This window comes from Desulfovibrio diazotrophicus, from assembly GCF_902498985.2.
Classification (GTDB): Bacteria; Desulfobacterota; Desulfovibrionia; order Desulfovibrionales; family Desulfovibrionaceae; genus Desulfovibrio; species Desulfovibrio legallii.
This window is the reverse complement of record NZ_OX346397.1, coordinates 2,169,670-2,183,619: the sequence shown is the minus strand read 5'-3', so window position 1 is coordinate 2,183,619 and position 13,950 is coordinate 2,169,670. Positions and strand designations below refer to the sequence as shown.

The 13,950-nt window shown below is 63.4% G+C and carries 14 protein-coding genes; 4 read left to right on the top strand and 10 right to left on the bottom strand.

Annotation, left to right across the window (positions count from 1 at the left end):
• Positions 1–3: 3 nt before the first annotated feature.
• The 9 genes from ureA to nth form a co-directional block, all read right to left on the bottom strand.
• On the bottom strand, positions 4–306 hold the full coding sequence (ureA, locus tag J7I12_RS09405) for an urease subunit gamma (protein WP_118229407.1): 303 nt from the start codon (positions 304–306) through the stop codon (positions 4–6).
• A 43-nt stretch (positions 307–349) separates the two neighbouring features.
• The gene (locus J7I12_RS09400) at positions 350–1,402 is read right to left on the bottom strand and encodes an urease accessory protein UreD (RefSeq protein ID WP_302548430.1); all 1,053 of its coding nucleotides are present in this window, start codon (positions 1,400–1,402) and stop codon (positions 350–352) included.
• Positions 1,403–1,411: 9 nt separating this feature from the next.
• Positions 1,412–2,107 carry an urea ABC transporter ATP-binding subunit UrtE gene (urtE, locus tag J7I12_RS09395; RefSeq protein WP_118229406.1) on the bottom strand — a complete coding sequence of 232 codons (696 nt, stop codon included), beginning with the start codon at positions 2,105–2,107 and terminating at the stop codon, positions 1,412–1,414.
• A 5-nt stretch (positions 2,108–2,112) separates the two neighbouring features.
• The gene (gene urtD, locus J7I12_RS09390) at positions 2,113–3,003 is read right to left on the bottom strand and encodes an urea ABC transporter ATP-binding protein UrtD (protein ID WP_118229405.1); all 891 of its coding nucleotides are present in this window, start codon (positions 3,001–3,003) and stop codon (positions 2,113–2,115) included.
• Entirely contained in the window at positions 3,000–4,184 is a 1,185-nt protein-coding gene (urtC, locus tag J7I12_RS09385) for an urea ABC transporter permease subunit UrtC (protein WP_130957870.1), read from the bottom strand. The genes urtD and urtC overlap by 4 nt, the downstream gene beginning before the upstream one ends.
• A 1-nt stretch (position 4,185) precedes the next feature.
• Positions 4,186–5,871, bottom strand: coding sequence for an urea ABC transporter permease subunit UrtB (gene urtB, locus J7I12_RS09380; protein WP_207287311.1), 1,686 nt, complete (start codon positions 5,869–5,871; stop codon positions 4,186–4,188).
• A gap of 135 nt (positions 5,872–6,006) precedes the next feature.
• Positions 6,007–7,287, bottom strand: coding sequence for an urea ABC transporter substrate-binding protein (urtA, locus tag J7I12_RS09375; protein WP_118229403.1), 1,281 nt, complete (start codon positions 7,285–7,287; stop codon positions 6,007–6,009).
• 601 nt (positions 7,288–7,888) lie between these two features.
• On the bottom strand, positions 7,889–8,842 hold the full coding sequence (locus J7I12_RS09370; RefSeq protein WP_118229402.1) for a chemotaxis protein: 954 nt from the start codon (positions 8,840–8,842) through the stop codon (positions 7,889–7,891).
• Between the two features lie 171 nt (positions 8,843–9,013).
• Entirely contained in the window at positions 9,014–9,706 is a 693-nt protein-coding gene (nth, locus tag J7I12_RS09365; RefSeq protein WP_118229401.1) for an endonuclease III, read from the bottom strand.
• A 330-nt stretch (positions 9,707–10,036) separates the two neighbouring features.
• On the opposite strand from nth, the gene J7I12_RS09360 reads away from it, so the two are divergent.
• The 4 genes from J7I12_RS09360 to J7I12_RS09345 all read left to right on the top strand — a co-directional run bounded on the left by J7I12_RS09360 (position 10,037) and on the right by J7I12_RS09345 (position 12,861).
• Positions 10,037–10,732, top strand: coding sequence for an aspartate/glutamate racemase family protein (locus J7I12_RS09360; protein ID WP_288908194.1), 696 nt, complete (start codon positions 10,037–10,039; stop codon positions 10,730–10,732).
• A 61-nt stretch (positions 10,733–10,793) separates the two neighbouring features.
• The gene (cutA, locus tag J7I12_RS09355) at positions 10,794–11,114 is read left to right on the top strand and encodes a divalent-cation tolerance protein CutA (protein ID WP_118229399.1); all 321 of its coding nucleotides are present in this window, start codon (positions 10,794–10,796) and stop codon (positions 11,112–11,114) included.
• A 40-nt stretch (positions 11,115–11,154) separates the two neighbouring features.
• Positions 11,155–12,105 (top strand): carbohydrate kinase family protein, encoded by a 951-nt coding sequence (locus J7I12_RS09350; RefSeq protein ID WP_288908195.1) that lies wholly within the window; start codon positions 11,155–11,157, stop codon positions 12,103–12,105.
• Between the two features lie 324 nt (positions 12,106–12,429).
• Positions 12,430–12,861, top strand: a complete 432-nt coding sequence (locus J7I12_RS09345; protein ID WP_165450888.1) for a DMT family transporter — start codon at positions 12,430–12,432, stop codon at positions 12,859–12,861.
• A gap of 34 nt (positions 12,862–12,895) precedes the next feature.
• Here the strand turns inward: J7I12_RS09345 and J7I12_RS09340 are convergent, their stop codons facing one another.
• Positions 12,896–13,816: a ParB/RepB/Spo0J family partition protein gene (locus J7I12_RS09340; RefSeq protein WP_118229397.1), complete on the bottom strand. Its 921-nt coding sequence runs from the start codon at positions 13,814–13,816 to the stop codon at positions 12,896–12,898.
• Positions 13,817–13,950: the final 134 nt, after the last annotated feature.

The window sequence follows — 13,950 nt, the reverse complement described above, 5'->3', positions numbered from 1 at the left end:
TTGCTACAAAATGGGATCGTGCACCGTAACCAGCTTAGTGCCGTCGGGAAAGGTGGCCTCCACCTGTACCTCGCGGACCATCTCCGGCACGCCCTCCATGACGTCCTCACGGCTGAGCAGATTGCGGCACGAACCCATGAGCTCGGCCACGCTCCGCCCATCCCGCGCGCCTTCCAATACCGCCAGGCTGATGTAGGCCACGGCTTCCGGATAGTTGAGCCGAAGCCCGCGCGCCTTGCGCCGCTCCGCCAGCAGCCCGGCCGTGAACAGCAAAAGTTTGTCCTTTTCTCTGGGCAGCAGTTCCATAATGCCTCCTTGGATGGAGAATTTCACACCCCCACCCATCTTTTCAAAAAGCTCCGGCCCAGACGCGCGGCGGGCAGGGCGCCCGGCCCGCCAGTACAGGACGCAGCAAGGCCCAGACCTGAAAAAACAGCCGCCGGGCCGCTTCCATATCCGGCCCCAGATAGCGCAACAACAGCACGCCCTGGCGCAGGGTGGCCCCGGCCCGCCCCGACGCGGGGGACAGCGCGCGAACCGGGCCGGGGCCGGGACGGCCACCGGAGATCAGGGGCGTACAGGGGCTCTCCGGGGCCAGCCCTTCCTGCAACTGGGCGCAGACCGCTTCCAGGGCCGCCTGGTCCGGGCCGGGGCCGCCTTGCGCCTCTGCCCGGCCCACGGCAAACAGCGTGGCACACACGGTTTCTCCCTGCAGGCCGAAAGGCCCGTGCTGCAGGTCATCCCCGGCCGTGAGGTCCAACGTCTCGTGCAGCAGGGGGCGGCCCGCGCGCCAAAGGCTCAATCGCTGACGCAGACGGCCGCGCGTAAAGCGTTCTCCAGCCGCCGCACGGCCCAGACAAAGGGCCTCCCAGCCCAGGCAACAGGCCGTGGCATCCAGGTCAATGGCCGTTGTCAGCTCGGCCCGCGCGCCGTCATAGACGATGGTTTCACGCGGCAGCCACTCCAGCAGGCCGCCGCGCACCCGCAACGCCACATGCTGGGCCTGGGGCACCTGGCAGGCGTCGGCGGCATAACACTTGGCGGCCGAGGGCGTGGTAAGCAGCACATGGGCCTGGGGCTCCACCAAGGCGGTTATGCGCAGATCGTCACCGCTTACCAGGCCGCCGGGCGGATGCAGCAAACAGCAGTGGCAGGGCTCGGCCAAGGCAGCTGCGGCCAGGGGCGCGCCCGGCAAAGGCCCTTCCGGGTAAAAGGGGCGCTGCACGCGCAGGGGACCGTGAAAAGACATCCTGGTCAGCACGCTGCGCGCCAGCCGCGCTTCAAAAATAAGGTCCAGCCCGGCGCTCCAGCGGCGGTCCGGCCCGAACCCGTGCCCGGCGTCGTCGTGCGCCACAGGCGCAGCAAAGCAGGGGGAAGGGGCAAGGGGGGAAGGGGGCAGCACAGCGGGGCCTCAGACGCTCAAAAAGGCTTTGACCGTGGCCGCGTCCAGGCCCTGCATGGGGCCCTGAGCCATAATGTGCCCCCGGTCCATGATCATATAGGTATCGGCCATACGCCGGGCAAAGGGCACTTTTTGTTCCACCAGCAGGACGGTAAGGCCCAGCTCCGCGTTCAGCCGCCGGATGGCGACGGCGATATCCCGCACGATATTGGGCTGGATGCCTTCGGTGGGTTCGTCCAGGATGAGCAGGCGCGGTTCCAGAACCAGGGCGCGGGCAATGGCCAGCTGCTGTTGCTGCCCGCCGGAAAGGTCGCCGCCCCGACGGGAGAGCATTTCGCCCAGCACCGGGAAAAAGTCGAAGATGAAGGACGGAATGCTGCGCAGGCCGTCCCGGCGCATGGGCAGGGAAAGCTCCATGTTTTCCCGAACGGTAAGCAAGGGGAAGATTTGGCGGCCCTGGGGCACATAACCTATGCCCAGGGCCGCACGACGCTCCACAGGCAGCGGGAGCAAGTCCTTCCCTTCCAGGAAAATATGGCCGGAGCGCGCGGGCAGCACGCCCATGACGCACTGCAGCAGCGTGGTTTTGCCCACACCGTTGCGGCCCATGAGGCAGGCGCAGGAACCGGCGGCCACTTCCAGCTCCACATCCCGCAGGATGTGGCTGGATCCGTAATACTGATTGAGATTTTCTATCCGCAGCATGACGTTTACTCCAAGGGTTCGCCCAGGTAGGCCTCCACCACGGCCGGATGGTTCTGCATGGCCTCCATGCTGCCCTCGGCCAGCACGCTGCCCTGATGCAGCACCGTGACCTTGTGGGCAATGGCCCGAACAAATTCCATATCGTGTTCCACCACCATGATGCTTTGCTTACCTTCCAGCTCGTGCAACAGCTCAATGGTGCGATCCATTTCCTCCGGGGTCATGCCCGCCACAGGTTCGTCCAGCAGCAGCAGGCGGGGCTTCTGCATAAGCAGCATGCCGATTTCCAACCACTGCTTCTGCCCGTGGGAAAGGCTGCCCGCGGGCATGCGGGCCTGCTCCGCGAGGCGAATACGGGTGAGCACTTCCTCCAGGCTGTCGCGCTGTTCGCCGTTGAGCCGCGCGCGAAAAGCGCCCCACACGGTTTTACGGCCCGCCAGGGCCAGCTCCAGATTCTGGGCCACCGTCAAAGCCGCAAAGACCGAAGGCTTCTGGAATTTGCGGCCGATGCCCGCCTGGGCAATGGCTACCTCGTCCATCTGCAGCAGGTTGCAGTCACGGCCAAACCAGGCTGTGCCCGCGTCGGGGCGGGTCTTGCCCGTGATGACGTCCATCATGGTGGTCTTGCCCGCGCCGTTGGGGCCGATGACGCAGCGCAGCTCCCCTTCGTCCACATAGAAGGTCAGGTCATTGAGCGCCTTGAAGCCGTCAAAACTCACGCCGATGCGTTCCAGATAGAGGGCGATGCGCGGCTTTTCCAGCATGGCGCGGGGAGGCTGCACGCGCTCCCGGAGCGGACGCTTGTCAAAGGGCGTGTGGCTGGCCTCGTAGGCTTTGGCCGCTGCTTCCACTTCCTCCAGGCTGCGGCCCTGCAGATAGTCGCGAGAGGATTTCATGCCGCGCCTCCTTGCGTTGCGGCCTCGGAAGGCGCAGAGGGCCTTTGACGACGCAGCCATGCGCGCAGTTGCGCAGGCAGTCCCGCCAGCCCCTGGGGCAGGAACACGGTGACCAGCACAAACAGCCCGCCCAAGGCAAATAGCCAGACCTCCGGCAGCACGCCCGTGAACCAGGTTTTGAAGGCATTGACCGCAATGGCCCCCAATACCGCGCCGTAAAGCCTGCCGCGGCCGCCCAGGGCCACCCAGACCACCACTTCAATGGAATTGAGGGGTGAAAACTCGCCGGGGTTGATAATGCCCACCTGCGGCACATAGAGTGCGCCGCCCACGCCCGCCAGCACAGCGGAAAGGGTGAACACCGCCACCTGAAAGCGCTCCACCCTGTAGCCCAGAAAGCGCGTGCGGTCTTCGGCGTCGCGGATGGCCACGCAGACCCGCCCCAGGCGCGAGGCCGTCACGGCCCGGCACAGACAATAGCCCGCCATGAGGGCCAGCGCCGAACAGGCAAAGAGCGCCGTGCGCATGCCATCGGTCTGGATGTCAAACCCCAGCAAGGACTTAAAGTCCGTAAGCCCGTTGTTGCCGCCGAAGCCCATTTCGTTGCGGAAAAAGGCCAGCATAAGAGCGTAGGTCATGGCCTGACTCATGATGGAAAAATAGACCCCCGACACCCGCGAGCCGAAAGCCAGTCGGCCGAACACATAGGCCGTCACGCCCGGCAGCAGCGCCACCAGCAGAGCCGCCGCCCAGAAATGCTCGCTGCCGGTCCAGAACCAGGGCAGTTCCTTCCAGTTAAGAAAGACCATGAAATCCGGCAGGTCCGGATTGCCGTACACGCCGCGCGCGCCGATCTGGCGCATGAGGTACATGCCGAAGGCATAGCCGCCCAAGGCAAAAAAGGCCCCGTGCCCCAGGCTGAGCACCCCCATGTAGCCCCAGATCAGATCCACGGAAAGGGCCAGCAGGGCGTAGGTCAGGTACTTGCCCAGCAAGGCGACCAGATAGCCCGGCACATGCAGGGCGCTGGCCTGGGGCAGCAGGCTGCCGCCGCAGACCGCCAGGGCGAACAGTGCCGTAAGCAGCAGAAAAACGCGGGTGGAGCGGTTGAAGAGCCCTTCGTGCGGCAGAGGATCCTGCCCGGCGCGAAGGACCGGCGCCGTGGAGAGTAGCGTGCGCATATTATGCCTCCACCGCCCGGCCCTTCTGCGGAAAGAGCCCGCGCGGCCGCTTCTGGATAAACAGGATAAGACAGACCAGAATGATGATCTTGGAGAGCATGGCCCCGCTTACGGGCTCCAGAAACTTGTTGGCCACGCCCAGGGCCAGGCCGCCCGTGAGCGTGCCCCAGAGGTTGCCCACCCCGCCGAAGACCACCACCATGAAGGAATCAATAATGTAGCCCTGGCCCAGGTTGGGCCCCACGTTGGTGACCTGGCTCAGAGCCACGCCGGCCATGCCGGCCACGCCGGAACCCAGGCCGAAGGTCAGGGCGTCCACCCGCGCGGCGCGCACGCCCATGCAGCGGGCTATGGGCCGGTTTTGCGATACGGCGCGCACCTCCAGCCCCAGTCGGGTACGGTGCATGGCCGCGTGGATGCAGGCAAAGACTCCCAGGCAGAACAGCATGATGTAGACGCGGTTGCAGGTCAGGGCAAAGTGCGGAGTGATCTGCCACACGCCACTCATGAAGTCCGGGGTCTGCACGGCCCGGTTAAGGGGCGAAAACACGCTGCGCACGGCCTGCTGCAGCACCAGACTCACGCCAAAGGTGGCCAGCAGGGTTTCCAGCGGCCGTCCGTAGAGAAAGCGGATGACCGTGCGCTCCAGCAGCACGCCCATGCCGCCGCTGACCAGCAGGGCGGCGGGCACGGCCAGCAGCAGCGCCAGGCCGGGGCGGCCGGGCAGCATTTGCTGCACGCCCCAGGCCGTGTAGGCCCCCAGCATGATAAATTCGCCGTGGGCCATGTTGATGACGCCCATGACGCCAAAGGTGATGGCCAGACCAGTGGCCGCCAGCACCAGAATGGATCCCAGGCTGAGGCCGAAAAAGAACATTTCAAAAAACCCGCCCCACTGGGCGGCCACACGCTGTCTGTACAGGGCGTCCTGCGCCGCCTTGGCCACCGCCGGGTCAGCACTGTCGGCAAGGGCGTTCAGGGCGTTACAGGCCGTGGGCGCACCGTTGGCGTCGAGCGCGGCTACGGCCTGCAGCAGGTCTGCAGGGGTGGCGCTTTTGTCCGCCGCCGTGTGCAGGGCCAGGGCGGCTTCCAGGCTGGCGCGGGTGGGAGCGTCCTTTTCCACATCCAGCAAGGCGCGCAGGGCCGGGGCTTTGAGCGGCGGTACGGCGCTTTCCATCAGTGCGGCGGCCGCGGCGCGGCGGCGCAGCACGTTGGGCGCAGTGAGGGCGCGGGCGTTCAGAACATCGGTGATGCGCTGGCGCTGACGGTTGCTGGTGCCCACGCGGCGCAGTCCTTCAGCGGGCCGGGCCGACGCTTCCGGCGCAAGCAGTGGCCGGGCGGCGCCATCAGCGGCCGCCACATAGAGAGTCCGGGTTTCCTGATCCGCCAACAGACGGCCGTGGAGCAGGGCGCGCAGCAGCCTGTCCTGAAGGTCGACGGGCAGGGTGTCCAACAGGTCCAGGGCCTTGTCCCTGTCCATAACCTTGGGGCTGACCAAAGCCCGGAGCAGTTCCGCAGGCAGGGCTGTGGACAGCCCGGCCTGCTCCTGGGTCGGGCTGGGCTCCGGAGTCGTGGCGGGAGTCAGCGCCGCGTCTCCGGAGGCAGCGCCCGCCGCCGGAGCGGCAGTGGGCATTGCCAAGGGCAAGCCGCACAGGATGCAAAAAAGAAGGGATAACACCGCGCGCATAGACATATCCTTGTCCGGGGGGCTCTCCGGCATGACAGCCGGAGGGGACAGCCGGTGGGGGAGGGGGCCGACGCGGGCAGGGTCGGCCCCCTCCGGTTGCAGGGTGGAGGCTCTATGAGCTTTGGACGTGCGGCCTTACTTGGCAGCGCCGCCGCACTGTTTTGTTTTTACGTTGTAGTTGCCGCAGTTAATGGGGTCGGTCCAGTCCGCTTCCAGGTCTTTGGAGCCGGGCAGGTAATCGGACCAGGCGTCGCCGGGCACCACTTTGGGCGTCTCCCAGACCACCTGGAACTGACCGTCGGCCTGGATTTCGCCGATCAGCACGGGCTTGGTAATGTGGTGGTTGGGCAGCACCTTGGCCATGCCGCCGGTGAGGTTGGGGGTTTCCAGCCCCACAATGGCTTTGAGCACCTTGTTCACATCCGTGCTTTTGGCTTTTTCCACGGCTTTGACCCAGAGGTTGAAGCCGATGTAGTGGGCTTCCATGGGGTCATTGGTCACGCGCTTGTTATTCTTGATGTAGGCGTGCCATTTTTTGATAAAGGCCTTGTTGGCGGGCGTGTCCACACTCATGAAGTAGTTCCAGGCCGCCAGGTGGCCCACCAAGGGCTTGGTGTCGATGCCCGAAAGCTCTTCCTCGCCCACAGAAAAGGCCATGACCGGAATATCCGCCGCAGAAACGCCCTGGTTGGCCAGCTCTTTGTAGAAGGGCACGTTGGCGTCGCCGTTGAGGGTGGAAACCACGGCGGTCTTTTTGCCGGCGCTGCCGAATTTTTTGATCTCCGCCACAATGGACTGCCAGTCGGAATGGCCAAAGGGCGTATAGTTGATAAGGATATCTTCCTTTTTCACGCCCTTGGCGGTGAGGTAGGCCTCCAGAATCTTGTTGGCCGTGCGGGGAAAGACATAGTCCGTGCCGGCCAGCACCCAGCGCTGCACGCCCAGGTCGTTCATCAGATAGTCCACGGCGGGGATGGCCTGCTGGTTGGGCGCGGCCCCGGTGTAAATGACGTTGCGTGAAGACTCCTCGCCTTCATACTGCACGGGATAGAAGAGCAGGCCGTTGAGCTCCTCAAACACGGGCAGCACAGACTTGCGCGAAACCGAGGTCCAGCAGCCAAAGACCACGGCTACCTTGTCTTTGCTCAGCAGTTCGCGGGCTTTTTCCGCAAACAAGGGCCAGTTGGAGGCGGGGTCCACCACCACAGGCTCCAGCTTTTTGCCCAACAGGCCGCCTTTTTTGTTCTGCTCGTCAATGAGCATGAGCATGGCGTCCTTGAGCGTAGTTTCGCTGATGGCCATGGTGCCGGACAATGAATGCAGAATGCCCACCTTGATGGTGTCTGCCGCGCGTGCGCCGGTAACGCCGCCAAGGGTCAGGGCCAGCGCCAGCAGTGCCAACATTTTCTTCAACATCGCTTCCTCCTGGGAACACGGGGTGTACGCGCCCGGCCCCCATGGGACGCGGTGCGTTGTTGCCTTTGGGTAGCAAGCGATGTGCCAGCTTGGATTTTTTTATATCAGTGCGATATGTAATAATATTTTTTTAAAGTATCCCGCTTTACCGAAACATTTTTGTTTTTTTGCCCCGAGTATAAAACATTTTTGTTTTATCCCACCGCACAAAAAAGCCCTGCACCGCAAAAGGCGGTGCAGGGCAATGGGCTCTCAAATGGGCTTTCGACGGCTTTTTGCCGCTGTCAGGGATGGCAATGCTGCAATGCCCTGGCGGTTGCGTAAGCAGACGCCCGCCGTGGAGGCGCAAGCGCAGCTTCAGCGTTGCGACACAGGATGCTGCGGATGCAAGCAGATCGCTATTGATTTGCGCGCTGAAACGCCGGAGCGAGCGTGCCTTACCCTTTGCGAATACCTATTCGCAACGGTGCGTTGCTCTAGAGCATGTAACACTTGAAATGCTCGCTTACGGCAGGCAAAAGCCTGCCTTCTCGCATTTCGTGGCAAGGATTTTCAAGAAAATCCTTGCAGAGCAATTAACTCATTTCATTCGTAAACTGCGCTATTTGTGCAGCTTTTGGGCGATGAGTTCGCGGATGATGGTGCTCAGGCCCGGCAGGTCGGGTTTGGAAACCTGCTTATCCGCCCCCACTTTGACGCCTTTGGCGTAGAGCGCTTCGGTAATGAGCGAAGAAAACAGGATGACGGGCAGGTGGTGCATGCCCGGCGCTTCTTTGATTTTGGCCGTGAGCATGTGGCCGTCCATTTCAGGCATTTCGATGTCTGAAACCACCAGGTGCACCAGGTCGGTGAGTTCCTTGCCCTGGGCCTGCGCCTCGGCCTGGGTTTTCAGCAAAAATTCCCAGGCCTCCCGTCCGCTGCCCACAGCCGTGACCTGAAAGCCGGATTTTTCCAGTGAAGATCGAATAATGTGCCGCAGGGAGTTGGAGTCGTCCGCCACCAGCAGGTGGAACTGTGCGGCCCCTTCCACCGGGCTGCTGTCCAGCTCCACCTTGGACATGTCCAGGCTGCTGTCCAGATTGGCCAGAATTTTTTCCATATCCAGGATGAACAGTACGCGGTCCTGGATGCGCAGCACGCCAGTGATGCTGTCGCGCGAATACGTCTGCACATAGCGGTTGGGCGGCTCAATGCGGTCCCAGGTCATGCGGTGGATGCTGGTGACCGAAGACACCAGGAAGGCCGCCTGCACGCCGCTGAATTCTGTGACGATGACCTTGGCGTTTTCTCGCGTGGACATCTCCTTGCCCAGCCAGGCCGCCAGATCCAGCAGAGGCAGCACCTTGCCCCGCAGATTGAAGGTGCCCAGCACCGAGGGGTCGTGCTTGCTGGGCACACTGGTGATGCTGGGCAGGCGGATGATCTCCAGCACCTTGGCCACATTGATGCCGTAGCGCCCGCTGTAGGCGCTGCCGTCCGGCTGCTTTTCGTCAATAAGAAATTCAATGATTTCCAGTTCGTTATTGCTGACGTTGAGCAAGCTGTTCTGCGACATGGCGTCCTACCCTCAAACAGTTTCACTTCGGGAAGAAGGCTTCCCCGGTGCTTGCGTCACCCACGCCGGCACTGGTCTGCGTCCTTGGCAAAGCTGTATATTGCGACTTGTAAAGCTCATCGGCAAGGCCGCGATTTTCTTAAGACGCCCCAGACCACCGCCAGAAAAAAATCAGGACAGGACAACCTTGCGCCCCGGCGCGCCCTTGCCGCCCGCACGGGGCGGCTCGCGCCTGGGGCAAAACCCTTCCATGGGGCATTGCCCGCACTGGGGCTTGCGCGCCGCGCAAACCTCCCGGCCGAACCAGACCATGCGGTGGTTGAAGTCACCCCACTCCTCGCGGGGCAGCAGCGCCATGAGGTCGCGCTCCACTTCTACGGGGTCTGTGGCGTCCGTAAGGCCCAGCCGATAGCAGATGCGCTTGACGTGCGTGTCCACGGCCAGGCCCTCATTGATGCCAAAGGCCCCGAACAGCACCACGTTGGCCGTCTTACGCGCCACGCCGGGCAGGGTCACCAGCTCCGCCAGGGTTTGCGGCACCGAGCCGCCAAACTGATCCCGCAGGCGGCGCGCCGCGCCCAGCAGGTTTTTGGCCTTGCTGTGGTAAAAGCCCGTAGGCCGGATGACGGCTTCCAGCTCCTCCGGCGCGGCTTCGGCCAGTGCCGCGGCGTCCGGCCAGCGCCGGAACAGCTCCGGGGTGACGGTATTGACCCGCGCGTCCGTACACTGAGCGGCCAGCACTGTGGCCACCAGCAGTTCCCAGGCGTTGCGGGCGTCCAGGTGGGTGTGCGGCGCGGGATAGCGCGCCTGCAGGGCCGCAAGCGTGCGGGAAGCCCGCTCTTGGCGGTCGTTTTTTGTGCTCATGGGCCTGCTATGCCATAGCCTGTTGCCCGCCGCAAGGGCGTCCTCCGTGCCCGCGCGGGACGTTCCCCAAAATATCCGGGCCGCTACGGGCAGCAGCTGTGTCTCCCGTGCCCGCGCCGGAACGTTTTCGCCATACGGCAACCCTTTCCTGCCATAGAGGCAAGCGTTTTTTGCTCGACCTTGGGCCCGGGGTTTGGCATGCTGGCGCTGTTCTCCCTTAACCTTGGCTTGCTTCGGGGCACTTCACCCGACGCCACCCCGGACGTTTGGCCGTCACCGGCCCTGCCGCGACGGATTTTTCACAACATGCCGATTTAACAGGTGTAAATTATGAAGATCATAGGCTTGCTGGGAGGCATGAGCTGGGAAAGCACGGTCAGCTATTACCAAATCATCAATCGGGCCGTAAACCAAAGGCTCGGCGGACTGCATTCCGCCCAATGTCTTCTCTATAGTGTGGATTTTCAAGCCATTGAGGATTGCCAGAAGTCCGGGCAATGGGAGAAAAGCGGCCGCATCCTGGCCAAGGCGGGTCAAGCCCTGGAACGGGGCGGGGCAGAAGTGCTGCTTATCTGCACCAACACCATGCACAAAGTTTTTGACCAGGTGCGGGCGGCCGTAAGCCTGCCGCTGATCCACATTGCCGACGCCACGGCCGAAGCGGTTTTGGCGCGCGGTCTGCGCCGGGTGGGCCTGCTCGGCACGGCCTACACCATGGAGCAGACTTTTTATAAAGAAAAAATCATGGCGGCGGGCATTGAGGTTATGGTTCCCCCACAGGAACAGCGCCGGGAAATAAACCGCATCATTTTTGAAGAGCTCTGCCACGGCGTCATTGCCGCGCGCTCCCGCGAATTTTATCTGCGTGCAGTGGAAGATCTTGCGGTGCGCGGCTGTGCGGGCATTATCATGGGCTGCACGGAAATCGGCCTGCTGCTGCGCCAGAGCGACACGCCCATTCCCCTTTTTGACACCACGAAAATCCACGCCCTGAGCGCGGTTGCCTTTGCCCTGACCGCAGCGTGACGGCCGGTTCGCCCTTTGTTTTTCCACAGTCTGCGTGTAGAATGCGGGGCAGGAGGCGCGAGTGCCCTACCTTGTCTATATGACCGTACCAGGCCGTGAAGCGGCTCTGCGTCTGGCCCGCGGCCTGGTGGAGCGCCGGCTGGCCGCCGGGGTCAACGTGCTGCCCGGCGCGCAATCTGTGTACCGCTGGCAGGGCAGGGTGCACGAGGCCGAAGAGTGTCTGCTGCTTGCGCAGGTCAGCGATGCGGCCTTTGCGGACGTGCAGGCCTTTGTCCGCAGCGGGCACCCCTACCAGCTGCCCTGCGTGCTGGCCCTGCCCCTGGCAGACGGCCTCAAACCCTTTTTGCGCTGGATCGAACGCAACAGTCGGCCCCTGGCATAACGTTTCTTTCACCCTTGTCCTTTTCGGCAATGAGGCAACCATGTCCATCTACGTTTCCGGTTCGCTGGCCTTTGACCGCATCATGACCTTTCCCGGCAATTTTCAGGACCACATCCTTATGGACAAGCTGCACATGATCAATGTGAGCTTTATGGTGGACGGCATGGACGAACGGCGGGGCGGCTGCGCGGGCAACATCGCCTATTCTCTGGCCCTGCTGGGCGAAAAGCCGGTCATCGTTTCCGCCGCCGGGCGGGACTTCGGCCCCTACGCCACGGCGCTGGAGCGGCTGGGCCTGCCGCTGGAAGGCATACGCCGTCAGGACGACATCTTCACGGCCCTCTGCTACATCACCACAGACCTCAACAGCAACCAAATCACCGGCTTCTATCCCGGGGCCATGACGCTGCCCGCCCACTACGCCTTCCCCCATCTGGACCCCGAAGCGGACATGGCCATCATCTCTCCCGGCAATGTGGAAGACATGCGCCGCCTGCCCGGCTTTTTCCGTGAGCAGGGCGTGCCCTACATCTACGACCCCGGTCAGCAGCTGCCCGTACTTTCCGGCGCGGACCTGCTGGCCGCCATTGAAGGCTCCTTTGCCTGCATCACCAACGATTATGAGCTGAACATGATTTGCAAGGCCACAGGCAAAAGCGAAGACGAACTCGTGGGCCGCACCCTCTGGCTGGTCACCACCCTGGGCGCGGACGGGGCCGTGGTGCGCGGCGCAGACGGCACGGAAACGCGCATTCCGGCCGTGCCCTGCACTGCCGTACAGGATCCTACCGGCGCCGGCGACGCGCACCGCGCGGGCCTGCTCAAGGGCCTCACCCACGGCCTGACCATGCCCGAAGCCGCCAGACTGGGCTCTGTAAGCGCCAGCTTTGCCCTGGAAAAACTGGGCACGCAGGAACACAGCTACACACCGGAGCAATTTCGTCAGCGCTACGAAGCGGCTTTCGGCCCCTTGCCCCAGGGCATTCTGTAAGCACGGTTCTGCGCCGCTTGGCGCAGCCGCCAGGCACTGCAACATTGCAATGCCCTGGCGGCTGCGTAAGCAGATGTCCACCATGGGGCGCAAGCGTAGCTTCAGCCGTTGCAACACAGAATGCTGCGGATGGAGACAGCACCGCTATGCATTTGCGCGCTTAAGCGCCGAAACGAGCGTGCCGTAAACGTTGCGAATACCTGTTCTCAAAGGTAACTGCTCTGCAAGGATTTTCTTGAAAATCCTTGCCACGAAATGCGAGAAGGCAGGCTTTTGCCTGCCGTAAGCGAGCATTTCAAGTGTTAAATGCTCTAGGAGGCCCCAATGCTGCCGACCCTCGCTCTGATGATCTTTGCCGGCTGCATGGTGGCCCTGCAGGCCCCCATCAACGCGGCCCTGGCCCGCGCCGTGGGCACCCTGGAAAGCAGCTTTATTTCCTTTACGGTAGGGGCCCTGTTTTTGGGGCTGATGAGTCTGGTTCTGGGGCGCGGGCACGTTCTGCGCCTGACCGAAGCCCCTGCCTGGCAGTGGGTGGGCGGGGTGTTGGGCGCCTGCATGGTCTTCAGCACGGTACTGGCCGTGCCGCGCATCGGCGCTCTGGCCACGGGCGTGGCCATGATCCTCGGCAACCTGTTCATGGCCTCTGTCATCGACCATTTTGGCTGGTTTGGCCTGACCCCCATGCCGCTGGACTGGCGCAGAGCCGTGGGCCTGCTGCTCATTTTGGCCGGCCTGGTACTGGTCATGCGGCGCTGATAGCGCCGTCAATGACATAGCCGCCGGGCCCGCATCAGACCTGTTCGCCCTTGTCCGCATCCATGCCCAGCCTGTGCAGCAGGGCGCCCAGTTCTTCGCGACTGGCGTAGGGCAGGGCGATGCGTCCCGCGTTTTCGTCGCCGCTGATGCGGGCCCGACAGCCCAGACTGCGGCTGAGGTCCTGCTGCAGGGCCTTCAGCTCCGGGCTTTTTTTGCGGGGAACACGCGCCTTCGGCACAACGGGCGCCGCATCCGCCAGATCCCAGGGCAGGGCGTTGTTGCCGCGCCAGTAGGCGGCCGCATCCTCGGCCTCGCGCACAGTAAGATTGTGTTCCACAATGCGGCAACGCAGGTTTTCCGCCGCCGCGGCCTCGTCCACGCCCAACAGGCAGCGGGCGTGCCCGGCGGTGAGCCGCCCCTCCTCCAGATCCTTGCGCGCTTGCGGGCTCAGCTGCAACAACCGCAGGGCATTGGCCACCGAAGGTCGGCTGCGGCCCAGGCGCAGGGCCAATTCCTCCTGCGTCAAATTCAGGGTCCGGCGCAGGGCCTGCAGGGCCTCGGCCTCTTCAATGGGGTTCAGGTCTTCGCGCTGCAGATTTTCAATCAGCGCAGCGGCCATGACCTCTTCTTCCGACATCTGGCGCACATAGACCGGCACCTGCTGCAGGCCCGCCAGCTGCGCCGCCCGCCAGCGCCGTTCGCCCGCCACAATCTGATAGCCCTGACCGCCGGGCAGGGGCCGCACCAGCAAAGGCTGCATAATGCCCTGCATTTTGATGGATTGCGCCAGCTCCTGCAGGCCCGCGTCGTCAAACCGCCGCCGGGGCTGATCCGGATTGGGGTGCAAATCCTTCACCGCCACCTCCGCCACAGCGCTGCTCACTTCCTTCTGTGCCGCCGAGCCGGCGAAAAGGGCGTCCAACCCCCGTCCCAGTCCTTTGCTGCTGCCGCTCATGGCTGCTCCTTGTACACTGCATTTTGCAATAGCATTTCTTTATTTCCCTTGCGGTTTTGCTCTGCCAAGGGCTCTTCCTGCGTTCCATGCCGCGCCGAACCATGCATAATAGTGCGATATATCACTAAGATGCC